This window comes from Bradyrhizobium sp. Ken01 (genome assembly GCF_055807355.1).
Window position 1 is genome coordinate 377,940 of record NZ_JBVVPC010000001.1, and the last position, 23,268, is coordinate 401,207.

At 64.4% G+C, this 23,268-nt stretch carries 24 protein-coding genes; 7 read left to right on the forward strand and 17 right to left on the reverse strand.

Translation table 11 applies throughout. The features are described 5' to 3' along the window. Positions 1-316 precede the first annotated feature (316 nt). Positions 317-709, reverse strand: a complete 393-nt coding sequence (locus AC0L3S_RS01735; RefSeq protein WP_473277900.1) for a response regulator — start codon at positions 707-709, stop codon at positions 317-319. Between the two features lie 145 nt (positions 710-854). Beyond that, entirely contained in the window at positions 855-1,463 is a 609-nt protein-coding gene (locus AC0L3S_RS01740) for a TetR/AcrR family transcriptional regulator (protein WP_473259538.1), read from the reverse strand. A gap of 129 nt (positions 1,464-1,592) precedes the next feature. On the opposite strand from AC0L3S_RS01740, the gene AC0L3S_RS01745 reads away from it, so the two are divergent. Beyond that, on the forward strand, positions 1,593-2,831 hold the full coding sequence (locus tag AC0L3S_RS01745; protein WP_473277901.1) for an MFS transporter: 1,239 nt from the start codon (positions 1,593-1,595) through the stop codon (positions 2,829-2,831). A 126-nt stretch (positions 2,832-2,957) separates the two neighbouring features. On the opposite strand, the gene AC0L3S_RS01750 is transcribed toward AC0L3S_RS01745, so the two are convergent. The 5 genes from AC0L3S_RS01750 to AC0L3S_RS01770 all read right to left on the reverse strand — a co-directional run bounded on the left by AC0L3S_RS01750 (position 2,958) and on the right by AC0L3S_RS01770 (position 7,275). Next, positions 2,958-3,275, reverse strand: a complete 318-nt coding sequence (locus AC0L3S_RS01750) for a hypothetical protein (RefSeq protein WP_354205504.1) — start codon at positions 3,273-3,275, stop codon at positions 2,958-2,960. A 294-nt stretch (positions 3,276-3,569) separates the two neighbouring features. After that, positions 3,570-3,875 carry a hypothetical protein gene (locus AC0L3S_RS01755; protein ID WP_473277902.1) on the reverse strand — a complete coding sequence of 102 codons (306 nt, stop codon included), beginning with the start codon at positions 3,873-3,875 and terminating at the stop codon, positions 3,570-3,572. 112 nt (positions 3,876-3,987) lie between these two features. After that, entirely contained in the window at positions 3,988-4,656 is a 669-nt protein-coding gene (locus AC0L3S_RS01760; protein WP_473277903.1) for a helix-turn-helix domain-containing protein, read from the reverse strand. Between the two features lie 1,001 nt (positions 4,657-5,657). Then, a complete protein-coding gene (rpmG, locus tag AC0L3S_RS01765; RefSeq protein ID WP_007603295.1) occupies positions 5,658-5,825 on the reverse strand; it encodes a 50S ribosomal protein L33 in 168 nt (55 codons plus the stop codon). 124 nt (positions 5,826-5,949) lie between these two features. Next, positions 5,950-7,275, reverse strand: a complete 1,326-nt coding sequence (locus AC0L3S_RS01770) for an LLM class flavin-dependent oxidoreductase (protein ID WP_473277904.1) — start codon at positions 7,273-7,275, stop codon at positions 5,950-5,952. Positions 7,276-7,492: 217 nt separating this feature from the next. Here AC0L3S_RS01770 and AC0L3S_RS01775 point away from each other — a divergent pair, with 217 nt between their 5' ends. Further along, complete coding sequence (locus AC0L3S_RS01775; RefSeq protein WP_473259551.1) at positions 7,493-8,035, forward strand: hypothetical protein; 543 nt, start codon at positions 7,493-7,495, stop codon at positions 8,033-8,035. A 33-nt stretch (positions 8,036-8,068) separates the two neighbouring features. On the opposite strand, the gene AC0L3S_RS01780 is transcribed toward AC0L3S_RS01775, so the two are convergent. From AC0L3S_RS01780 to topA, 4 genes are read right to left on the reverse strand one after another with little or no spacing between them, the layout of a single operon-like run. Beyond that, complete coding sequence (locus AC0L3S_RS01780; RefSeq protein WP_473277905.1) at positions 8,069-8,815, reverse strand: NUDIX hydrolase; 747 nt, start codon at positions 8,813-8,815, stop codon at positions 8,069-8,071. Between the two features lie 32 nt (positions 8,816-8,847). Then, positions 8,848-9,282, reverse strand: a complete 435-nt coding sequence (locus AC0L3S_RS01785; protein ID WP_473277906.1) for a DUF983 domain-containing protein — start codon at positions 9,280-9,282, stop codon at positions 8,848-8,850. Continuing rightward, positions 9,276-11,630 carry a ribonuclease R gene (gene rnr, locus AC0L3S_RS01790; protein WP_473277907.1) on the reverse strand — a complete coding sequence of 785 codons (2,355 nt, stop codon included), beginning with the start codon at positions 11,628-11,630 and terminating at the stop codon, positions 9,276-9,278. Before rnr ends, AC0L3S_RS01785 begins: the two co-directional genes overlap by 7 nt. A gap of 7 nt (positions 11,631-11,637) precedes the next feature. Then, a complete protein-coding gene (topA, locus tag AC0L3S_RS01795; protein WP_473277908.1) occupies positions 11,638-14,382 on the reverse strand; it encodes a type I DNA topoisomerase in 2,745 nt (914 codons plus the stop codon). A 228-nt stretch (positions 14,383-14,610) separates the two neighbouring features. On the opposite strand from topA, the gene AC0L3S_RS01800 reads away from it, so the two are divergent. Beyond that, complete coding sequence (locus AC0L3S_RS01800) at positions 14,611-14,850, forward strand: hypothetical protein (RefSeq protein WP_247286819.1); 240 nt, start codon at positions 14,611-14,613, stop codon at positions 14,848-14,850. Between the two features lie 298 nt (positions 14,851-15,148). Here the strand turns inward: AC0L3S_RS01800 and AC0L3S_RS01805 are convergent, their stop codons facing one another. Both AC0L3S_RS01805 and AC0L3S_RS01810 read right to left on the reverse strand, forming a co-directional pair. Beyond that, positions 15,149-15,739 (reverse strand): flavodoxin family protein, encoded by a 591-nt coding sequence (locus AC0L3S_RS01805; protein WP_473277909.1) that lies wholly within the window; start codon positions 15,737-15,739, stop codon positions 15,149-15,151. 200 nt (positions 15,740-15,939) lie between these two features. Then, on the reverse strand, positions 15,940-16,410 hold the full coding sequence (locus AC0L3S_RS01810; protein ID WP_473277932.1) for a winged helix-turn-helix transcriptional regulator: 471 nt from the start codon (positions 16,408-16,410) through the stop codon (positions 15,940-15,942). Positions 16,411-16,531: 121 nt separating this feature from the next. On the opposite strand from AC0L3S_RS01810, the gene AC0L3S_RS01815 reads away from it, so the two are divergent. Together AC0L3S_RS01815 and AC0L3S_RS01820 are read left to right on the forward strand one after the other, a co-directional pair. Then, complete coding sequence (locus AC0L3S_RS01815) at positions 16,532-17,305, forward strand: SDR family oxidoreductase (RefSeq protein ID WP_473277910.1); 774 nt, start codon at positions 16,532-16,534, stop codon at positions 17,303-17,305. A gap of 176 nt (positions 17,306-17,481) precedes the next feature. After that, positions 17,482-17,664, forward strand: coding sequence for a hypothetical protein (locus tag AC0L3S_RS01820; RefSeq protein ID WP_473277911.1), 183 nt, complete (start codon positions 17,482-17,484; stop codon positions 17,662-17,664). A 70-nt stretch (positions 17,665-17,734) separates the two neighbouring features. Here AC0L3S_RS01820 and AC0L3S_RS01825 read toward each other — a convergent pair whose 3' ends face one another. Then, positions 17,735-18,343 carry an FMN-dependent NADH-azoreductase gene (locus AC0L3S_RS01825; protein ID WP_473277912.1) on the reverse strand — a complete coding sequence of 203 codons (609 nt, stop codon included), beginning with the start codon at positions 18,341-18,343 and terminating at the stop codon, positions 17,735-17,737. Positions 18,344-18,426: 83 nt separating this feature from the next. Here AC0L3S_RS01825 and AC0L3S_RS01830 point away from each other — a divergent pair, with 83 nt between their 5' ends. Further along, positions 18,427-18,837, forward strand: a complete 411-nt coding sequence (locus AC0L3S_RS01830) for a winged helix-turn-helix transcriptional regulator (protein WP_473277913.1) — start codon at positions 18,427-18,429, stop codon at positions 18,835-18,837. Here AC0L3S_RS01830 and dprA read toward each other — a convergent pair. After that, complete coding sequence (gene dprA / locus AC0L3S_RS01835; protein WP_473277914.1) at positions 18,834-19,976, reverse strand: DNA-processing protein DprA; 1,143 nt, start codon at positions 19,974-19,976, stop codon at positions 18,834-18,836. The genes AC0L3S_RS01830 and dprA overlap by 4 nt on opposite strands. A gap of 90 nt (positions 19,977-20,066) precedes the next feature. Between dprA and AC0L3S_RS01840 the strand changes: the two genes are divergently transcribed. Continuing rightward, positions 20,067-21,311: an amidase gene (locus tag AC0L3S_RS01840; RefSeq protein ID WP_473277915.1), complete on the forward strand. Its 1,245-nt coding sequence runs from the start codon at positions 20,067-20,069 to the stop codon at positions 21,309-21,311. Here the strand turns inward: AC0L3S_RS01840 and AC0L3S_RS01845 are convergent. Then, positions 21,303-22,508, reverse strand: a complete 1,206-nt coding sequence (locus tag AC0L3S_RS01845) for a patatin-like phospholipase family protein (RefSeq protein ID WP_473277916.1) — start codon at positions 22,506-22,508, stop codon at positions 21,303-21,305. The two genes, AC0L3S_RS01840 and AC0L3S_RS01845, sit on opposite strands and share 9 nt — an antisense overlap. A 145-nt stretch (positions 22,509-22,653) precedes the next feature. After that, positions 22,654-23,250, reverse strand: coding sequence for a glycerol-3-phosphate 1-O-acyltransferase PlsY (plsY, locus tag AC0L3S_RS01850; protein WP_027518383.1), 597 nt, complete (start codon positions 23,248-23,250; stop codon positions 22,654-22,656). Positions 23,251-23,268: the final 18 nt, after the last annotated feature.

The following is a 23,268-nucleotide window of genomic DNA, read 5'->3' on the forward strand; positions in this document are numbered from 1 at the left end:
GAGGACGGGCGCGGCAACAGCGAAGGACAGTGCGGCTGTAAGAAGAAGCGATTTTCGATTCATGACCTTCTCCGGGTGTAAAGAAGATCAACGACGTCGAAATGACGATGGTTCCTTTCCTCCACTCGCTTCGGGAGTTCAGCTTCTAGCGGAGCTTCCTGATCTATTCGCGGACGTTCGCGGCATACTCTTCGATGATGCACCGCCGGGTTCTCATCCCTCTCGCGGAGCTTCACTTCTGGCTTGGACGTCGGTGGATCATCGCTCATGCGTCACACCAGCTGTCCCTCGGCAGGCGACTTCGATCAAGACTAGATCAATGCGAAGGTGGGACTTGGTTGAGCAGCTGCGATACTGCCGTAACGACCTGGGCGGGCGCGAAGGGCTTGCTCAGCAGAACGCTATTGGGCACGCCGTGAGAGGGCCACTGATCGGCTCCAGCGCCGGTCATATAGACCACCGGCATCTCTGGATTGATCTCTCGGGCCTGCTTTGCAACGTCCCAGCCGGTGAGCTTACCGGCCAAATGAACATCGGTGAGCAACGCGCGGTATTTGGTAGGGTCGCCTTTCAGCAGGGCAACCGCGTCCTCGCCTGATGAAACAGTCTCGGTCTGAAATCCACCGTCTACGAGGGCCTCGCCCACCATCTCTTGGATGAGAGCTTCGTCCTCTACAATGAGGACTAGCAACAATTGGCTATCTTGCACCGGCCCCACCCTCTGTCGCGCACCATCGCGGCAGTGCAGATAAGTGTAAGAGTGCACAAAAGTTCCCGCATGGAAACCGGCGCCGCGTGCACTCCCTCAGGGACATCGGCGCGCCTTCTTGCGGCGAGCGGACCTTCCGGCTGCGTCAGGGATGGCGGGCCGACCGCTTGCCTGGCTTCACTGCAGCCTCGTCTCCCACGTCCACCCCCGCATTCCGCAACAGCACCGTCGCCGCCTCCTTCGCGGCACGCGCCATGGCGGGGTCGTCGCGGACGAGATCCTGCGCGATCGAGCCGTCGACCAGCAGCACGAGCTGCGTTGCGAGCGCCTCCGCGTTCGCGACGCCGAGTTCGTTGAGGCGGTCGCGAAACCAGACGCGGCGGCTTTCCTTGAAGGCGATGGCGATCTTCTTCACGGCGCGGTCGGCCGGGCCAAGCTCGGCAACCGCATTCACGAACGGGCAGCCGCGAAAGTCTTTTGCGGCGAAGCGGCGCTCAAGCGAATCGAAGGTGGCGAGGATCTGCTCGGCCGGGGGCTTCTCGGAGGGGCGGGGCTGCACGAAGCGCCGCTCCAGATAGGCCGCGATCAGCGCGTCCTTGGAGGGGAAGTGGTTGTAGAGCGTGCGCTTGGAGATGCCGATCTCGGCCGCGATGGTGTCGACGCCGATGGCGCGAATGCCTTGCAGATAAAACAGCTTGTCGGCGGTCTCGAGGATCCGCTCTTTCATCGTCTGTGGGGCGGGCGGGGGAGCCATGCGGCGGTGAGTGTCCTGTTCGCTTGACAGCGCGTGCTATCCATAGCCTAAGTACACAGGTCTGTGTAACCAAAATCAACTGATATTGCAGACCACGGCGCTCGCGCCGCGCCGATGAGGGAGAACAAAATGCCCCTGTTGCAGGTCCTGCGCCCGACATTGCCCATCCTGATCGGCGCCTCGATCATGCTGACGCTGAGCATGGGGCTGCGGCAGAGTCTCGGCATCTTCATGCAGCCGCTGACCCACGACATCCATCTGTCGATCTCCGATTTCACGCTGGCGCTGGCCGTGCAAAATCTCGCCTGGGGCTTTCTCCAGCCGCTCGCCGGCGCGATGACCACGCGCTACGGCTTCCGTCCGATCATGATCGCAGGCTCGTTCATGTACATCGCGGGCCTGGTGTTGATGGCAACCGCGAACGGTCTCGTCGCCATCATGATCGGCGCCGGTGTGCTGATCGGCACCTCGCTCGCCTGCACCGCGGCGGCGATCGCGATGTCGGTGGCGGCGCGCGCGGTGCCCGCGACGGTGCGCTCCACCGTGCTCGGCATCGTCTCGGGCGCGGGCTCGCTGGGCGCGCTGCTCTCGGCGCCGCTCGGGCAGATGCTCAACGAGGGGTTCGGCTGGCGCGTCGGGCTCGCCGGCTTCGTGGTGATGTCGGTGTTGATGATCCCCGCGGCCTGGTATGCCGGGCGCGTCGACGCGGTTCCGCTGCCGAAGCCCGCGACTGACGAGATCGTGGACGCCACGGCGTTGATTGCAGCGAAGACCGCTTTCGGCAATGCGTCCTTCGTGGTGATGACCTGCGCCTATCTGGTTTGCGGCATGCAGCTCGTGTTCCTCACCACGCACCTGCCGTCCTATCTCGCAATCTGCGGCCTCGATCCGATGCTGAGCGCGCAGACGCTCGGCATGATCGGCGGCTTCAACGTGCTGGGCTCGCTGTTCTTCGGCTGGGCCGGCCAGCGCTGGAACAAGCTCGCGCTGCTCGGCGGCATCTACGTCCTGCGTTCGCTGGCGCTGGCCTGGTACTTCATGCTGCCGGCGACGCCTGCCTCGACCTTGCTGTTCGGGGCGATCATGGGCTTCCTGTGGATGGGTGTCGGCCCGCTGGTCGCGGGCGCGGTGGCCGAGATGTTCGGCCTGCGCTGGCAGGCGATGATCCAGGGCCTCGCATTCATGAGCCACCAGATCGGCAGCTTCCTCGGCGCCTACGGAGGAGGGGTGCTCTACGACGCGCTCGGCTCCTACACCATGGCCTGGCGCATCGGCGTGGCGCTGGGATTGGCCGGCGGCATCATCCAGGTCGCATTCGCGCTGATCCGGCCGTCGCGGCCGCCGGCGCCCGTGTTGCGGACGGCGTAGCGGGGCGGGCGTGTCCTCATGAGCCTCCGCTTTGGAGTTTACAGCGGACGCCGCGCTGCTTCGTCGTGATCGGCCCGCTTGTGCCCCCAAACGGACATTTGGGCTCGCCGCTGAGCGCTAACAGCTCTATTTTGGAGCGCCGGTCTGGTTACCCGAACCGGTGGTCTGTTCGCTTTCCGGCCGGCCCGGAGGGTGCGCAGAAGCGCCCGGCTTGTCTTGATCTGCCACGAACCCGGACTGTCCGGAATTGCGTGTCTTGAGCCCCTTGTCTGCATCACGCTGCATCTGCTCGTTGGGCTCGCTAGTCTTGAGCCCACTGTCTACACCACGGTGCATCTCCTCCTTCGTTTGCTCACTAGGTGCGGCCTTTTGCTGTTGGGCCACTGCTTGGAAGGCAATCGCGCTTCCGGCAACGACTATCATCGCGAGAGTTGCTGTTCGCATGCTTTCCTCCAGTGTGATGCCCCGTCTCGCTAAACGCGCGGACTTCCCAGTGTTTCCTAGTTCCGATTGTTATTTCAAAAGGTACGCCGAACGACGGGATGGGATGGGCTCACATGTCGCCTTGGCTCATCTGCGACCTCGAAGGCCTTCAGGTCTGCGGCCGATGTTGGCGGTAAACCGGACATCTGGCGGGCGGCCGCTTAACGGGTACACGCCTAGGCAGGGCGGAAGCGCACGCCTTCGTCTCCATCGCGGCGGATAATTCAGCGGGCATCCGATCAAGGGAGCTGCCCGTTACTTACTGAAGTGTGTTCGCACTGTCCTGAGGGCGCGACCAAGAAGAAACTCGCCCGGCGAAGACGTGCTTGCGGAATTCGCGATGACGAAACCGGAGATGACAAAGAAGATTTCGACCCCGACCCAGTCGAACCATGTGTAGGGCGCCGCGGACGGGTAGAGAACATCGGCGGCGACGGTGCGCTCGAAACCCGGGACGCCAATCGACACCCATGCCCAGGACCAGAACATCTGGTGAAACATGGCGACGCCGAGGGCGGCCGCGAAGCGCAGCGGATCCAGCAACGGCAAATGGCTCTTCACGGGAATGGATCAGGTTCATACAACGATCCCGCTGGAGATATTGAAACCGGTCACGGCGCTCTGCGAGGTGGGTCACACTTGGTCTGTCCCGGGCCAAATGAATCAATTCCGCTCATTGATCGAACTCGATCAATTTTGCTCGATCCCGCAATATGATTTGTCGCTGGGACTGCCCGATGAAGCTGAGAATGTCACGATCCCTGAGTTGTGACAGAGCACGTGACACCGTCTCCAGTGTCAGGCCCAGATAGTCGGCGATATCGCGACGGTTCATGGGGAGGCTCATCACTCCAGCGGCAGTCAAGCGGACGTCCATCTCGATCAAGAAAGCCGCGACTTTCTCGATTGCCGTTTTCCTCCCGAGTAACAGCATGTGAGTTTCGGCATGTTGAAGGCTGCCCGTGACAAGCCTGAGCACATTGTTGGTCGCGGTCGCACTGCCACGCTCCCGCTCGGCGACATTCTGGCGATCGGTCAGGCGGACAATCGTTTCCACAATCGCCTCAGCGGTAAATCGGTGAACTGAACCGTTCTCGACGCCGAAGATGTCACCCGGCAGGTGAAACGCCATGATCTGTCGCCGACCATCAGCTAACAATTTATAGCTTCGAACCGCTCCGCTCTTGACCTGGTAAAGATATTGGATCGGCTCCGCCTCTCCGAAGATCTCGGTGCCGCGTCGATATTTGAATTCGCTGCAAAACACAGCGTGCCCGACGAGCGCATTCAATTCGCTCGAGCTTGGCCGCTGAGGCACAATTTGTTGCTTTCTTACGAGCATCGTTCCTCCCCGGCGTTGCGCGGAACCAAACTGAGGCTATGGGAAAGAACGGCAAGCAAGGTTGAGGGAGATCAAATTCGATTTGATGAGCGCAGCGGTACTGGAGCAAGGCGAAAAGAACAGCCGCCAGCGCTTGGGGCACTGGCGGCTCATTGGGGAAGTGACAGTGTTCGCTACGCAGGCAGCATGGACTAACGCGTGCGTGCTGACCGCTTGAGATCGGCGACCTTGAACCTGTTGCCGGCCGCCAGGCTGCTGCACAACCAGTGGGCCTTGTTTCGGTTTTCGCCCAGGAACGTCTTGGTTTCGACGCAGTCCAGGTAGGATTTGTGGGTGATGGTGTCTCGGCAGGTCGGCGAGAAAGGTCTGTATTCTATGTTGCCGCCCGACTCGCTGCATCCAACCCAGGGCTCCTTGCCCTGTGGGAAGCTTGATGCGCAGCCACCGTTGCAGCTGCTGGCGACTTTCTCCAGGCTGGCAATTCTCCCCATCACAGGACCCGGCGCATACGAAGGCGTTTGCGCGGCTGACGTTTGAGCTGTTGAGGCAGTCCGACGCGGCGCAATTGTGTTTGATCCCCGCTCCGACACATGCGGCCTTGCCACCTGTTTCGGTGCGTCGACCGTGACGGGGGAATCGTGGCGGCGGAGCCGGTTGGGATTTGCGACGCTGCCGGCGCGCACAGCAAGACGGTCGACAAGACAGCCATGGTTGAAGGCACGACAAGGCTTGATGAGAATCTCATGACCATGTCCTTCCAAAGCCGGGACGGACATTCCGCCCGGCAAGTGCACGGTAACATACATTTCGGAGCGAGCAACCGAGGGTTGATGGAATGTCCGCCCATGACTCGCCGCGCCGAGCTCAGCTCTCGTGCCCCGGATGCAGCGCAGCGTCACTTCGACGGTGCGCTGCCGAGCGTCCGGGACACGAGAGAGGGGCCAAAATAAAACGGGGCCCGAAAGGGCCCCGCAAAAGTCTTCTACGTTCCGCGATCTTGCTTACTTGATCTTGGCTTCGCGGAATTCGACGTGCTTGCGCGCGACGGGATCGTACTTCTTCTTGACCAGCTTGTCGGTCATGGTGCGCGAATTCTTCTTGGCGACGTAGTAGAAGCCGGTGTCGGCCGAGGACACGAGCTTGACCTTGATGGTGACCGCTTTGGCCATGTTCAGAACCTCAGGAATGAAGGGAATCTGGAGCCGGCCAAATGGCCCGCGTTGGCCGGCAACCTAGCCAGAAACGGCCTGATGTCAAGATTTTAGGGCTCGAAAACCGCTCAAATCGGCCCGATTACGCCTCGAAGAACCGGTTTTTAGGCCGTGGCAGGCCCAGATTCTCCCTCAAAGTGGGCCCTTCGTACTCTTTCCGGAAAATCCCGCGGCGCTGCAGCTCCGGGACCACCTTGTCGACGAAATCGGCGAGGCCGGCGGGCAGGAACGGGAACATGATGTTGAAGCCGTCGGAGCCGCGCCCGACCAGCCATTCCTCCATCTGGTCGGCGATGGTTTTGGCCGTGCCGACGAACGAGAGCCCGCCATAGCCGCCGACGCGCTGGGCGAGCTGGCGCACGGTGAGCTTGTCGCGGGCGGCGAGGTCGACCATGCGCTGGCGACCGCTCTTGCTGGCGTTGGTTTCGGGGATTTCGGGAAGCGGTCCATCCGGATCGAAGCCGGAGGCATCCGTGCCGAGGATGACCGAGAGCGAGGCGATCGCGCTGTCGTAATGCACGCGGCTGTCGAGCAGCGCGCGCTTCTCCCTCGCTTCGTCGACGCTGTCGCCGACCACGACGAAGGCGCCGGGGAGGATCTTGAGGTGTTCAGGGTCGCGGCCGACCTTCTCCATGCGGCCCTTGATGTCGGCATAGAGTTTCTGGCTGTCGGCAAGGCTGCCGCCGCCGGTGAAGACGGCTTCAGCAGTCTCAGCGGCGAGCTGCCTGCCGTCCTCGGAGGCGCCCGCCTGCACGATCACCGGCCAGCCCTGGACCGGGCGGGCGATGTTGAGGGGACCGCGCACCTTCAGATATTTGCCCTGATGATCGAGCACATGCATCTTGGCGGGATCGACGAACACGCCGCTTTCGACGTCGCGCACGAAGGCGTCGTCGGCAAAGGAATCCCACAGGCCAGTGACGACGTCGTAGAACTCGCGGGCGCGCTTGTAGCGCTCGGCGTGCTCCATGTGGTCGTCGAGGCCGAAATTCAGCGCCGCATCCGGGTTCGAGGTGGTGACGATGTTCCAGCCCGCACGCCCGCCGCTGAGATGGTCGAGCGAGGCGAAGCGCCGCGCGACGTGATAGGGTTCGTCGAACGTGGTCGAGCCCGTCGCGATCAGGCCGATCCGCTCGGTAACGGCCGAGAGCGCCGACAACAGCGTGAATGGTTCGAACGAGGTGACCGTGTGGCTGCGCTTGAGCGCATTGACTGGCATGTTCAAGACGGCGAGGTGATCGGCCATGAAGAAGGCGTCGAACTTGCCTGCCTCGAGCTTCTGGATCAGCGTCTTGATGTGGCCGAAGTTGAAATTGGCGTCCGGCCAGGCCTCGGGATAGCGCCAGGCGCCGGTGTGGATGCTGATCGGGCGCATGAACGCGCCAAGCTTGAGTTGCCGTTGTGCCATCGCCCGGTGTCCGTTCCTGGTGTCGTTGCGGAAGACATAGGCATGCCCAGGAACTCCGCCATCGGGGGAGGCGGGAAGATTATTTTGTTTTTCGATGTCAGCTCAGCACATTCGCGTCATTCCGCGGGGCGCGCCCGGAACGACGGAGGAGTCCCATCGAACCGATCCACGGCACACTCCGACCAAGCCATGACTTTCGCTCACGAGGAGACCTTCGATGGCAGGTGCAATGACCGTGGACGGGCGCATCATCCGCATCGACCGGCCCATGCCCTGGGTCGGGCGGCTAATGTCATTGCCGCTGCTGGCTGCGAGTTTCTATCTGCTGTGGAATGTCGCGCTCGGCCTGCGCCAGGATTTCTCCGGCTTCGGCAGGCTGGCCGACGATCTCGTGCCAGTGTTGGTGTTCACGGGGCTCGGACTGCTTGTCGGCGTCCCCGGCCTCATCCTGCTCACCTTCCGCACCTTCGTCGTACTGAACGATACGCTGCGCCAGATCGTCATCACCAGGCAGTTCGGCCCGCTGAACATTCGCAGGCATCGTGATCTCGCCGACTATCATTTCATCAGCATCACTGACGACTACGATCCTGAGCTGACGGCCTATGACGTCAATCTCTGCGGCAACAAGGGCACCGAGCCGATTACGTTGATGAGCTTCACCAGGCGCGAGGAGGCGGACAAGCTCGCGAAGGAGATCGGTCGCGTCCTTAAGTTGCCGGCGCGCGACTATGTCGGGACCGAGCCGGACGCGGACTGAGATTCCAGCTTTGACGCGTTTTCTTGAAACGCCTCAGCTCAAAATGTCCTTCTGCATCTTGCCGCCGTAGAAATGGAAGAACGGCACCGGCGCATCGTGGCGGAGCGGGCCGGTGGCAAGGCGCGCGTCGAGCTCGTTGAGCACGTTGCGCGTCATCGGATGCAGATCGGCGAGCGGCTTCGAGCCGAGCTCGACCCAGACCAGCTCGACCAGCTCGGCATCGGCATGGATCACGCCATCGACGCGATGGGTGATCGCGGAGGCGTCCGCGGTGAAGAAGCGCGTGTCGAACCGCTTGACGCGGCCGGGCGGGGTGATCGCGCGCGCGATCAGGAACAGGCTGGAGGGATCGGGCAGCAGGCCCGCATCCGCGAACGGCTTCCAGGCGCCTTCGAGTTTTGCCTTGCCCTGGGTCTTGCGTCCCAGGCAGAGGCCGGTCTCCTCGCAGGCCTCGCGGATCGCGGCAATCGCCAGCGACTTCGCGCGCGAGGCCGGCGTCTTCGGACTGCCCTTGGCGAGATTGGCTTCCAGCTCGGCGGTTACAGGGGCGGCGCACGGCACACGATAATCGTCCTTGTCGACGCGGCCGCCGGGGAAAACGAACTTTCCGGGCATGAACACCACCTTGTCGTGGCGCTTGCCGACCAGGACTTTTGGAGTTGTGCCGCTGCGATCGACCAGGATCAGCGTCGCCGCATCCCGCGGGCGGAAATAGGGATGATGGTCGGCTTCCTTGCCCTCGTGGATCTTCGCCTTTTCCGCCTGCGCCGTATCCGTCATGTCCTCACCCAAACTACTTTTGCTTATTTTGCTTACACCGGCGGAATACCATCCGTCGGGTTCTCGTCAAACCCGTGCATGCGCAGAGCCCATTGCAATCCGACCACGGCTCCCTTCACCGGCTGCAGCAGTGCCAGCGAGGCGACGAAGGTGAAGGGCAGATAGGCCGCGAAGCTGATCCAGACCGGCGTGGTGTAGTTGGTCTCGATCCAGAGGACGGTGGGCACCACGATGTGGCCGACGATGACGATGACGAGATAGGCGGGCAGATCGTCTGCCCGATGCGGGGTGAAATCGAGGCCGCAGACCGAGCAATTGTCCGCGGTCTTCAGGAAGGCGCGGAACAGTTTTCCGTCGCCGCAGCGCGGGCAGCGGCCGCGAAAGCCGCGCTTCATGGCAGCAAAGACGTCGCGCTTCTCGACGAGGCCGGTCTCGCGGGTCCAGATCTTCGGGGCTGTGCTCACCATGCCTTACCCTTCTGACCCTTGCCCTTGCTTTTTCCCTTGGCCTTTTTCCCCTTGCCGGGCTTCTTCGGCTTGTCCGGCTTGCGCTTCTTGTCGGGACTGCGCCCGGGGTGCGCCTTGAACGAGGGGCGGCGTTGCGGACCGGATCCCCTGCGGCCGCGCGGCGCGGCCTCGCCGGACGATGACAGCAGCTCGAAGCGCAGCGCGCCCGCGATGGGAGCTGCTTCGATCAGGCGGACGTCGACGACGTCACCGAGCTGATGCATGGTGCCGCTGCGCGTGCCGACGAGGGCGTGGCGGCCTTCGTCATAATTGAAATATTCCGTGCCGAGGGACCTTATCGGGATCAGGCCGTCGGCGCCGGTCTCAGCGAGCTTGACGAACAGGCCGGCGCGCGTGACGCCGGAGACACGGCCCTGGAAGCTCGACCCGATGCGGTCGGCGAGGTGATGGGCGATCAGGCGGTCGACGGTCTCGCGCTCCGCCTTCATCGCGCGCCGCTCGGTCACCGAGATGTGGGCTGCGACTTCGCTCAACGTTTCCGGCGTCTCGGTGTCGGGCAGCGCGCCTTCGCCGAGGCCGAGCGCGCGAACCAGCGCACGGTGCACGACGAGGTCGGCATAGCGGCGGATCGGCGAGGTGAAATGCGCATAGCGGCGCAGGTTCAGACCGAAATGACCGTAATTCTCCGAGGAATATTCGGCCTGCGCCTGGGCGCGCAGCACGACCTCACTCACCAGCGGAAAATGGTCGTGGCCTTCGAGCTGCGCCAGCACGCGGTTGAACAGAGCGGGGCGCAGCGCGCCGCCTTTCGCGAACGGAACGTCGAGCGTCTGCAAAAACTCCGCGAGCGCGTGGACCTTTTCCAGAGTCGGCTCGTCATGCACGCGGTAGATCAGCGGCAGCGACTTCTTCTCCAGCATCTCGGCTGCCGCGACATTGGCGAGGATCATGAACTCCTCGATCAGCTTGTGCGCGTCGAGCCTGTCGGGCACGACGACACGGTCGACCGTGCCGTCCGGCTTGAGCAGGATCTTGCGCTCGGGCAGATCGAGATTGAGCGGATCGCGCTCGTCTCGCGCGCGCTTGACGCAGGCATAGGCGGCATAGAGCGGCCGCAGGATCGGGTCGAGCAGGGGGCCGGTGGTGTCGTCCGGCCGGCCGTCGATCGCGGCCTGCGCCTGGGCATAGCTCAGCTTGGCTGCGGAGCGCATCAGGATACGATGGAAGCTGTGCGAGCGTTTCCGCCCGTCGGGGGCGATGATCATCCGCACCGCGAGCGCGCCGCGCGGCTGGCCCGGCACCAGCGAGCACAGATCGTTGGAGATGCGCTCCGGCAGCATCGGCACGACGCGGTCGGGGAAATAGACCGAGTTGCCGCGATCGAGCGCGTCGCGGTCCAGCGCGGTGCCCGGCCGCACGTAGAAGCTCACATCGGCGATGGCGACATCGACGATGAAGCCGCCTCTGTTGTTCGGATCAGGATCCGGCTGTGCGTGCACCGCGTCGTCGTGATCCTTGGCATCCGGCGGATCGATAGTGACGAGCGGCACGTCGCGCCAGTCCTCGCGCCCCTTCAAAATGGCCGGCTCCGCCGCTTCGGCTTCGCGCTCCGCCGCGGGGCGGAATTGCAGCGGGATGTCGTGCGCGTAGATCGCGATCAGGCTGATCGCCTTCTCCGACTTGACCGAGCCGAGCTTCTCCTTGACGCGGCCCGATGCCAGCCCAAAGCCGCGCGAGCGGATGATATCGACGCTGACGAGATCGCCGTCCTGCGCGCCGTACGTCTCGGTCGGGGCGATGTTCAGCTCGCGGTCGGCGGACTTCTTGTCGACGGGGATGATCCGTCCGCCGCCTTCGGGCAGGCTGCGGAAGACACCGAGGATGCGGCTCTTGGTCTTGTCGAAAACCTTGATGATGTGGCCGCGATAGGCCGGGCCTTCGGTCTCGTCGGAGCGTTCGACGCGCAGCAGCGCGCGATCGCCGACGCCGGCCGCGGTGCCGGGCTTGGGCCGGCGCGGCATCGTGATGAGGATTTTTGGCGGTTCGCCGCTTTCGACTTCGTCCCATTCGGTGGGGGAGGCGACCAGCTCGCCGTCAGCGTCGCGGCCGGTGATGTCGGCGACCAGCGTCGGCGGCAGGCTGTCCGGCTCTGAAATCGTATGGCGCTTTTTCTTGACGAGCCCGTCGTCGGCGAGCTCGCGCAGCATGCGCTTGAGCTCGATGCGGTCGGCGTTCTTCAGGCCGAACTCGCGTGCAATTTCGCGGGTTCCGACCTTTCCGGGATTTGCCTTGATGAAGGCGACGATGGCTGCCCGGTCGGGAAAGCCACGGTCAATCTTGCGTTTCACTTAACCTCTATTTGGTGCCGGCACTCTTCTTGGCCGGAGCTTTGGCGCCAGCTGCCTTGGTCGGCGACGTTTTGGCCGTCGACGACACGGCGGCGCGCGCCTTGCTGGTGGATTCGGATTTGGGTTTGGCCGCCTTCTTCGCGGCCGGCTTTTTGGTTTTTGGCGCGGCGTCGTCGCCGTCGGCGGCCTTCGCCGCGGCCTTCTTGGCCTTGGCCGGCTTCGCCGCCTTCTTCGGCTTCTTGCCGCCGCCCTTGGCCGCGCGCTCGTCGATCAGCGCGATCGCCTGCGGCAGCGTGATGGCATCTTTCTCGATGTCGCTCGGGATGGTCGCGTTGACGCCGCCGGCCGTGACATAGGCGCCGTAGCGGCCGCCCTTCACCGTGACGGTGCCGAGGCTGGGATGATCGCCGATCGCCTTGCCGGGATCGGCGCCGAAGCGGCGGCTCGGGCCCTTGGCGATCTTCTCCGCGATCAGCGTCACTGCGCGGTTGATGCCGATGTCGAACACTTCGTCGCCGGCCTCCAGGCTGGCATAGGTCTTCTCGTGCTTTACGAACGGCCCGAAGCGGCCGAGACCCGCGGTGATCGGCTCGCCGGTTTCCGGGTGCTTGCCGATCTCGCGCGGCAGCGACAGCAGCTTGAGCGCAAGCTCGAGTTCGACATCTCCAGGGGAAGTCCCCTTGGGAATGCCCGCGCGCCTGGGCTTCTCACCCTCCGCATAATCCTTCTGCTCGCCGAGCTGGATGTAGGGGCCGAACCGGCCGGCCTTGACCCAGACATCGCGACCCGTATCAGGGTCCTGGCCGAGCGAACGGTCGGCGGTGGCCTCGCCATCGGCGGCGAGCTGACGGGTGTAGCGGCATTCCGGATAGTTCGAGCAGCCGACGAAAGCGCCGAACTTGCCGGCCTTCAGATTCAGCCGTCCGTTGCCGCAGCTCGGGCATTGCCGGATGTCGCCACCATCGGTGCGAGGCGGATAGATGTGCTGGCCCAGCATGTCGTCGAGCACGTCGAGCACCTGGGCTACGCGCAGATCCTTGATCTCGTCGACCGCGCCGATGAAGCCGGTCCAGAAATCCTTCAGCACCTGCTGCCAGGAGATCTCGTTGTTGGAGATGCGGTCGAGCTGCTCTTCGAGATTGGCGGTGAAGTCGTATTCGACGTAGCGGGCAAAGAAGCTTTCGAGGAACGCGACCACGACGCGGCCCTTGTCCTCGCCGTGCAGGCGCTTCTTCTCGAGCTTGACGTAGCCGCGGTCCTTGAGGACCTGGAGGATCGAGGCATAGGTCGAGGGCCGGCCGATGCCGAGCTCTTCCATGCGCTTGACCAGCGAGGCCTCGGAGAAGCGTGGCGGCGGCTCGGTGAAGTGCTGGGTGACGGCGAGCGACTGCCGCTTCAGCGCGTCGTTGGGGCTCATCGCGGGCAGGCGGCGGGAGTCCTCGTCCTCCTCGTCGTCGCGGCCTTCCTGATAAAGCGCGAGGAAGCCGTCGAACTTGACGACCTGGCCGGTGGCGCGCAGATCCAGCGTGCGGCCGCCAACCTTCGCCGTGATGTCCACCGTGGTGCGTTCCAGTTCGGCCGATTCCATCTGGCTCGCGATGGTGCGCTTCCAGATCAGTTCATAGAGTCTCGCCTGGTCGGATTCGAGCTTGCGGCTCATGCTGTCGGGGCGGCGCGACATGTCGGTCGGCCGGATCGCTTCGTGGGCTTCCTGGGCGTTCTTGGCCTTGGCCTGGTACTGGCGCGGCGCATCCGGCACATAGGCGTTGCCGTAATCCTCGCCGATCACCTTGCGTGCCTGGGTGATCGCGGACGGATCGATCTGCACGCCGTCGGTACGCATATAAGTAATGAGTCCGGTGGTCTCGCCGCCGATGTCGATGCCTTCATAGAGCCGCTGCGCGATGCGCATGGTGTGCGCCGGCGCAAAGCCGTACTTGCGGCTGGCTTCCTGCTGCAGCGTCGAGGTGGTGAAGGGCGCCTGCGGATTGCGCCGGGCCGGCTTGGCATCGACCGCGGTCACGGCGTAGCTCGCGGCTTCCAGAGCCTTCTTGAAGTCCTCGGCTTCCGCGCCGGTGCCGATGTCGAGGCGCTGGATCTTCTTGCCGTCGGCGCCGACGAGACGGGCCTCAAAGGCGTCGCCGCGCGGCGTCAGCAGGGTCGCGATCAGCGACCAGTATTCGCGCGCGACGAACTTTTCGATCTCGAGCTCGCGGTCGCAGACCAGCCGCAGCGCCACCGACTGCACGCGGCCGGCCGAGCGGGCGCCCGGCAGCTTGCGCCACAGCACGGGAGAGAGGGTGAAGCCGACCAGATAGTCCAGCGCGCGCCGCGCCATATAGGCGTCGACCAGCGCACCGTCGATCTGGCGCGGATGCTTCATGGCGTCCGTGACCGCCTGCTTGGTGATGGCGTTGAACACCACGCGCTCGATCTTGTGGTCCTTGATCGCACGCTTCTCTTTCAGGACCTCCAGTACGTGCCAGGAGATGGCCTCGCCCTCGCGATCAGGGTCGGTGGCGAGAATCAGGCGATCGGCGTTCTTGAGGGACTTGGCGATGTCGTTGAGCCGGCCGGCCGCCTTGGGGTCGACCTCCCAGATCATCTTGAAATTGGCGTCGGGATCGACGGAGCCGTTCTTCGCGGGCAAGTCGCGGACATGGCCAAACGAGGCCAGAACCTCGTAGGACGAGCCCAAATACTTGTTGATCGTCTTGGCTTTCGCCGGCGACTCCACAATGACGATATTCATGTAGTTCCAGTAACTTATGGGGAAATTTGGGGCCGAATTCGATGAGATTCGGGTCGGCCCTTTCGTCCCGAACATGGGTGGTGAGGCCCTCGCTGTCAAATCGAGGAGTGTTGAAAGCCATCCCGATGGGAAAAGTTTCATATCGAGAAAGTTGCAAAATACCACCTTTGAGTTGCGGCCGATGTCGGCGTAATGTTTCTGCGGGGCGATGGATTCGGGTGGGGGCTGGTGACTAAGCCAGGAAAGAAACGGGCGGGCGCCGCATCGCGCGCGGCTGGAGGCTCGCGTCACGAGGAACCGGGGGAGGGCGGCGTCGAGGAGGCGGTCGCCTTCATCGCCGAGCAGGTCGGAGCGCTGCGCAAGCTCGCCGAGCGGCACAAGCTCGACGTGCTGCACTATCTCCTGGGAATGACCAAGCTCGAGGCCGACGAGCATCTGCGGCTGCGGAGCAAGCGCAGGCTGTCGTAAGGGGTGTGGTCGCTAACCCGTCATCCTGAGGTGTGAGGCTTGAGATGCGAATGCATCGCAAGCCGAGCCTCGAAGGATGAGCGGCCTCGCTGATGCAGCCGGGCCGTCGCCCTTCGAGGCTCGCCGAAGAGGCGAGCACCTCAGGGGGACGGTGAGAGGTTGGGGCGCGCCGCTTCAACAATCGTCATTGCGAGCGCAGCGAAACAATCCAGAGTCTTTCCGCGGTAAGATTCTGGATTGTTTCCGCCTTCGCCGGGGCTTCTGCGGACAAGTCGCTCCGTTCGCAATGACGGCGTCGTTAGCCGTTGCGGTTTGCCATTTTGGCCAATCGCTGACCGAGATATTCGGCCGTGGCGAGGTCGCCCTGCGGCAACGAGCCGTCAATCAAGTGTGTTGCCAAGCCAAGCTGGCTGCCTAAACGATTGCGGCCGGTCGGATCCTCCCCACCGGGAATATCCAGCCCGCACCAGAGCATACCGTGCTGCGCGGCCAGAATGGAAAAGTAGGACAGTGTGTGGAGTTGATCGCCGCTTGCGCAGGCGCCCGTGGTGAATCCGGCTGCGATCTTGTTGGCCCATTGTTGCCGGCTCCATCGATCACTTGAAGCATCGGCAAACGCTTTGAATTGAGCGGCTGGTCCGCCCATATAGGTCGGGCTGCCAAACGCAATTGCGTCGGCGCGGTCGATCGTCTCCAGTAAGCTCTCATTCTGGAAGCGGCCTGACAGGATGTCGTCGCCGGCGATGCGACAGAGCGTGACCTGCGCCTTGCCATCCGCTCCGCGCCCAACCGCATGCGCCAGCTTCTCGGTGGTGCCGGAGGTGGAAAAATAGACAATGGCGAGGAGGGGCATGGTGGCGCCACTTTGGTGGACCTCGCCATCCTTCACGCTGGCGATGTCTTGTACAAGTCCTGCCGCGCCACACTCGCTCTCCCTCCGGTGTCGTCCTGGCGAAAGCCAGGACCCATACCGCAAGGTCTATCGACCTGAGCGCGGTGCGAATTCCGGGTGACGAGCCTTCGCCAAACTCCTCCTTGGGGTAATGGGTCCTGGCTTCGCCAGGACGACGTTGGAGAGATAGAGCGCCGCTATGCCATCGATCGCCGTCGCGGCGCAGACCGCGGCTTCAGCGTGGTATCGGCGTGCCTCAGCAATCGCCCGTCCTCTGCGCGCAGCTCCAGCTTCTTCACCGGGCGGCCTTTCTCGCGATCGACCAGGATGGTCGCGATCTCCGACGGGCGATCGTCGAATTCCTCGCTCCATTGGCGCAGCGCTACCAACACCGGGAAGACGCCGCGGCCCTTCGGCGTCAGCACATATTCCTCGTAAGGGCTGCCGTCGGAGGCGGGGGCGGTCGCCAGAATGCCGTGGTCGACCAGCGCGCGCAGCCGGGTGGACAAGATGTTCTTGGCCATGCCTAGCTTGTTCTGAAACTCGCCGAAGCGGCGCAGGCCGAACAGCGCCTCGCGGATGATCAGCACCGACCACCGGTCGCCGATCGCTTCCAGCGATCGCGCGATCGGACACGCGTCGCCCTCGAAGCTCGTCCTTTTCACCACGGTCTCGTCCTTTCGCGATCGCACGGTCCCGTCGCCGTTCACGTGCTTGTGTGGTTGCATCATAAAACCATATGCCCTAGATGGCAATCATAGTTTTATGATGCAACCACTGGAGGCGAACGTGAGACTGAAGAACAAGACGGCCCTGATCACCGGCGGCAATAGCGGCATCGGACTGGCGACGGCAAAGCTGTTCGTGGCCGAGGGCGCCAGAGTGGTGATCACCGGACGCAACAAGGAGACTCTCGAGGCGGCCGCGAAGGAGCTCGGGTCGAACGCGCTCGCGCTGGCCGCCGACGCCACCGACATTGCCGCGACCGAAGCTGCGATCAAGAAGGGCGCCGAAAAGTTCGGCAAGTTCGACGTCGTGTTCGCCAACGCCGGCATCGCCGGCGGCACGCCGCTCGGTTCGACCACGCTGGAGGATTTTCAGAGAGTCATCAGCACCAATCTGACCGGCGTGTTCTTCACCGTGCAGTCGGCGCTGCCTTATCTCAACGACAACGCTTCGATCATCCTCAACGGCTCGGTAATCTCCGTGCTCGGCATTCCCGGCTACTCGGCCTACGGCGCCGCGAAGGCCGGCGTGCGATCGATGGCGCGAACCATGGCCTCGGAGCTGTCACCGCGCGGGATTCGCGTCAACGTAGTCGCGCCCGGTGCGATCCGCACGCCGATCTGGGGACCTGCGACCGCGACGCCCGAAGCCGAGAAGGAGTTCGAGAAGCGGATCGCGCTGACGACGCCGCTGGGCCGCATTGGTGAAACAGATCACGTTGCAAAGACGGTGCTGTTCCTCGCCTCCGACGATTCCGCGCATGTGCAGGGCCAGGAAATCTTCGTCGACGGCGGCGCGGTGGCCTCGCCGAGCGGCGCGCCGATCTATCGCGGCTGATCAATTGAAGTGAAAAGTGAATCGGTCGGCACAGCAGCAAGCGGTTGCGCCGACCGGTTCCCACGTCTCGCGAGCTGTATTTTCTGAACCTTGCGTGAGACGTTGAACCTTCGCTTGCGCTGCCAAGACACTTTTACGGGCAGGGTCACGAAGACTCATTTTCAAGGGAGCCCGATATGCCAAAGGCAGCTCGTATTATTTCCCCGATTTCAGCACCGCCTATTTACACCGAAAACTCCGCCGTTCCCGCCAAGCGTTCCGATACCTCCGAGTTCATCGGGGTCGCTCTTTTCTCGGGCATCGGCCTGTTCGTTTCCCTCGTCGCCGTCATCCTCGGCATTCAGGGCGCCTGGTTTTAGCTTCGCCGATCGCGCACCGGTCGATCAGCCGCCGCGACGAGTTGCGGCGGCTGACGATGGTCCCGTTCGCTCAGGCCGCGCGCAGCGTGGTCGCCGCCTGAAGCGCGCTTGCGAGGGACTTCTCGCGATGCTCGGGCCCGACCTGGATGCCGTCGGCACTGATGAATTCGGGATGATGAATCCCCATGAAGCCGAACACGCCACGCAGATAGCTTTCGAGGTGCTCCAGCGACGCGGCGGGCGTGCCCGCGCCGTAATAGCCCCCGCGCGAAATCGCGAAGATCACGCGCTTGCCGCCGGCAAGGCCCTGCGGGCCGTTGGCCCCGTAGCTGAACGTCTTCCCCGCCACCAGGACACGGTCGATCCAGGCCTTGAGCTGGCTCGGAATGGTGAAATTGTACATGGGCGCGCCGATCACGACGATGTCGGCGGCAAGGAATTCGTCCAGCGCGGCCTTGCTGGCGGCGAGGTCGGGGCCGAGCTCCGCCGGTGCGGGCGCGCCTTGCGCGGCCGCCAGATGCGAGCCGGAGAGATGGGCGAGCGGGCGCTGCGTCAGGTCGCGATAGACGATGTCGAGTGATGGCGTCGCCTGCCTGAGACGGTCGACGATGGCGGCCGAGACCTGCCGGGAGACGGAGTGGGGGCCGAGCACGCTGGAGTCGATGTGGAGGAGTTTCATTCGGGATCACCCTGGTATATGTTTGTAACCAGAGCTACATGAGTGACTATCGAAATCCCCGCAAGAACGCACCTTTTTGAGCCATGGGCACATCCCTGAAACCTGCGCACATCGATTTGCCCGCCTCACCAAGGCCGGATCCCAACCACGCGGACTGCCGCGGCGTCGCCTCGATCCTCGCGCGCGTCGGCGACAAATGGAGCGTGTTCGTCATCATGATGCTGAGTGATGGGCCGAAGCGCTTCAACGAGCTCAAGCGCATGATCAACGGCATTTCGCAGCGGATGCTGACCCTGACGCTGCGCGGGCTCGAACGTGACGGCCTGGTCACACGCACGATCTTCCCGACCATTCCGCCGCGGGTGGATTACGAGCTGACCGATCTCGGCCGCGGACTGCAACAGCCGGTGAAGGCACTCGGTGAATGGGCGATCACGCATCAGGAGCAGATTGCATCGGCGCGCACGCGCTTCGATGAGCGGAATACTCCTTAAAGCAGCGACACCAGTCCACCGCCGTGGCGTTCGAGCCGGCCGGCGAGTTCGAGCTCCAAGAGCACGGTACGCACGATGGCAGGCGAGGCGCCGGACATCCGCACGAGATCGTCGATCGTGACAGGGGCGGGGCCGAGCAGGCCGGTGATCTGGTCGCGGTCGTGTCCTTGCGGATCGCTTTCGAACGGCTCGCTGTCGGGCTCGCGCGCAGTGCGCATCAGCGGCCGCTCCATGATCGGTGCGACGGCGTTGACGACGTCGGCGGCTTCCGTGACGAGCGTCGCGCCCTGCTTGATCAGATCATTGGTGCCGGCGGCGCGCGGATCGAGCGGCGAGCCCGGCACCGCGAACACTTCGCGGCCCTGTTCGGCGGCCATGCGCGCGGTGATCAGCGAGCCCGAGCGGTGCGCCGCCTCCACCACGACCACGCCGAGCGCGGCGCCCGAGATCAGCCGGTTGCGGCGGGGGAAGTCGCGGGCGCGCGGCTCGTGGCCGAGCGGCATCTCGGAAATCGCGGCACCCTTGCGGTCAAGGATCGAGGCCAGCAGATCGCCATGCTCCGGCGGATAGATGCAGTCATGGCCGCCGGCGAGCACGGCGATGGTGCCGCTCTCGACGCTGGCGCGGTGCGCGGCCTGGTCGACGCCGCGGGCGAGGCCGGAGATGACGACAAAGCCGGCTTCGCCAAGCTCGCGGGCGAGCTGACCGGCGAATTTCAAGCCTGCACCGGACGCATTGCGCGAGCCGACGATTGCAATCATCGGCCGCATCAGTGTTGCGTTTTCGCCGCGCACGGCGAGCAGCGGCGGCGCATCGTCGAGCGTTGCCAGCCGCGCCGGATAGCCGTCCTCGCCGGGCGCGAGCCAGGCGATGCCGAACTTGCGGCTCGCGGCGAGCTCGGCTTTCGCCTCGTCAGCGCCACAGATGCGCGCCGATCGCTGCGCACCGCCGCGGCGTGCGAGATCCGGCAGCCGCTCCAGCGCCGCGCGCGCCGTGCCGAAATGATCGACCAGCGACCGGAACGTGCGCGGCCCGACATTGTCGGACCGGATCAGCCGCAGGCGGTCGATCCTGTCAGCCTCGGTCAGCTCCACGCTTCGATTGATGGCGTCCACGGCGGCTCCTTGCAGGCGCAGCATGGAACAACCTGAGGGCGTGGGCAACAGCGGCGTGCGCTTGCGCGGCCTCGGCGCGATGCTAAAAGCGATACCAATAAGAAGGGTATTGCCATGATCTCACTTGCCGACCTCCAGCGCCGCATCGAAGCGGGCGAGCTTTCGCCTGAGGACGCCATCGCCCAGTCGCATGCGGCGATCGAGGCGCGGGAGAAGGACGTGCGCGCCTTCGTCCGTCACGACAAATCCGCGAAGCCACAAGCCTCCGGGCCGCTGCGCGGCATCGCGGTCGGGATCAAGGACATCATCGACACCGCCAATATGCCGACCGAGATGGGCTCGGAGATCTATCGCGGCTGGCAGCCGCGCGCGGACGCGCCTGTCGTGATGATGTTGAAGCGGGCGGGCGCCACCATCATCGGCAAGACCACGACCACGGCGTTCGCCTCGCGCGATCCGACCCCGACGCTCAATCCGCACAATCTCGGCCATACGCCGGGCGGCTCGTCCTCGGGCTCGGCCGCGGCCGTCGGCGCCGGCATGATCCCGCTGGCGCTGGGCACCCAGACCGGCGGCTCGGTGATCCGGCCCGCGGCCTATTGCGGTACAGCCGCGATCAAGCCGTCCTTCCGGATGCTGCCGACGGTCGGCGTCAAATGCTATTCGTGGGCGCTCGACACGGTCGGCCTGTTCGGCGCGCGCGCGGAAGATCTCGCGCGCGGGCTGCTGGCGATGACCGGCCGCACCGAATTCGCCGGCATCGTCCCGGCGAAGGCGCCGCGCATCGGGGTGGTCCGGCAGGAGTTCGCCGGTGCGGTGGAGCCGGCCGCCGAGGAGGGGCTGCAGGCCGCGATCAGGGCGGCGACGCGGGCCGGCGCCAGTGTGCAGACCGTCGATCTGCCGCAGGCGGTGCAGGAGGCCTGGGGCATCCATCCAATCATTCAGGACTTCGAGGCGCATCGCGCGCTCGCCTGGGAATTTTCCGAACGCCACGACGAGATCGCGCCGATGCTGCGCGCCAGTCTCGATGCGACGGTCGGTCTCACACCCAAGGACTACGACGACGCACGCCGGATCAGCCGCCGTGGCCGTCGCGAGCTTGGCGAGTTGTTCGAGGGGTTCGACGTGCTGCTGACCTATTCGGCGCCGGGCACGCCGCCGGCCAAGGAGCTAGCGAGCACCGGCGACCCCCGCTACAACCGGCTCTGGACGCTGATGGGTAACCCTTGCGTCAACGTGCCGGTGCTCAAGGCCAATGGCCTGCCGATCGGTGTGCAGGTGATCGCGCGCTTCGGTAACGACGCGCATGCGCTGGCGACGGCGTGGTTCCTGGAGCAGGCGCTGGCGAAATCAGGCTAGCGCAGGTTCGCGGGCGACGATGCGCTGGCCGGGTGCGGCCGGCGCTGCACTGTGATCGGTATCTTGCTTGAGCCAGCGCCCGGCGGCTTCGCGGCCGCTGCGGTGCAGCGCGCGAATGAAGCCGCGCCCGAGATCGGTGGACGAGCGCTGCGCCAGGCCGTCGACGAAATCTTCCGCTGCGATCCTGGAGAGCCGCAGCGCCGATGCGGCCTGCGATTGCGCCCATTCCATCGCCGCGATCTCGGCATTGAGGGCGGCGTTGGCCGCGATCTGGTCCAGCCTGCGGTCGATCGCGGCGAGCGTGATCGGCACGTAGCTGTCGCGGGCCGGCGTGACCTGGACCAGCAGGATTTCGGCGCTCGTCGTGTCCTGCACGAGCCGCAGCAGGGGCGGGTTGCCGCCGAGGCCGCCGTCCCAATAAGCCTCGCCGTCGATCTCCACCGCGCAATGAACCAGCGGCGGACAGGTCGAGGCCAGCGCGACGTCTGCGGTGATCACGTCGTTGCAGAAGATCTGCTGCTGGCCGTCGCGGATCCGGGTTGCTGCGATCAGAAGCTTCGGGCAGCGCGGGTCGCGCAATGCGGAAAAGTTGATGTCGCGGGACAGCGCCTGCCGCAGCGGATCGAGATCGAACGGATCGAATTGGCCGGAGCGCAGCGTCGGACCGAATGCGACCGAGCTTCCTGCCGGCGAGAAGCCGCCGATCAGCATCAGCGATCGGAACGAGGCTTCATGCATCAGCCGGATCCAGAACCGGTTCAGCCGCGCGCGCGCACCTTCACGGCCACCCTCGGCGAAACCGGAGGCGAGCAGCAGCGCGTTGATGGCGCCGGCACTGGCGCCGCTGATGGTGTCGATCGCAATGGATGGCTCTTCCAGCAGCCGCTCCAGCACGCCCCAGGTGAAAGCGGCAAAGGTGCCGCCGCCCTGAAGCGCCAGCGACAGCTTTTGCGGCGGCCATGGGTTGGCGCGGAGCCGCGCGGGTGCAACTGGTGCCGCAGCGATCACGGCCTCAACTGTCAGAGGAGCTTGCGCGATGCGAGCAGGCTGAGGCGCTGGTGGCGAAACGGGCACAGGGTTGGGAGCAGGAACCGGCGAGGGCGCACCGGACCAGATGTCCGTGGTCGAGAGCATCCGGCTTGCCGCAGTGCCCTGCAAGCCACCTTCAACATGCGCGCTGACAATCTTCTCGCTCATTCTGAGCACCGCATAGAGCCATGCCCATGATCAGGGCCAAGGCCTGGAACCCGTTCGTCCATACAGCCGTGATTCGGCTGCAAGTTGCGAACACCATTTGCGATATAATGCAGAAGGGGTGCCGCGGTATCCGTGGATTCCCGGCTTATGCCTTCTCGCCGATCCGGCTTTCCTTGCCCGATTGCAGCCGCTTGATGTTCTCGCGATGAGCATAGAACAGCAGCAGCGTCAGCACCGCCGCCAGCGCCGCGAGTGCGGGCTGCCCGAACCACAGCAGGAACAGCGGGGTGATGAACGAGGCCACCAGGGCCGAGAGCGAGGAATAGCGGGCGGTGAACGCGGTCGCCAACCAGAGCAGGCAGAACACTACCGCCGCTGGCCAGAACAGCCCGAGCATGATGCCGATATAGACGGCGACACCCTTGCCGCCTTTGAATTTGAGCCAGACCGGGAAGAGATGGCCGAGGAAGGCGCCAAGCCCGGCTAGCATCGCGGCATTGGGACCGGCGATGTAGCCCGCGATCACGACCGCCACGGTGCCCTTGAGCGCGTCGAACAGCAGGGTCGCGGCGGCAAGGCCCTTGCGCCCCGTGCGCAGCACGTTGGTGGCGCCGATGCTGCCGGAGCCGATCGAGCGGATGTCCTGCGTGCCGCCGAGTTTCGTCAGGATCAGCCCGAACGGAATCGAGCCGAGCAGGTATCCGATGACAAAAGCCACCGGCAGGAACAATTCAAGCGCCATGTCTGCAAATTCCCTGTC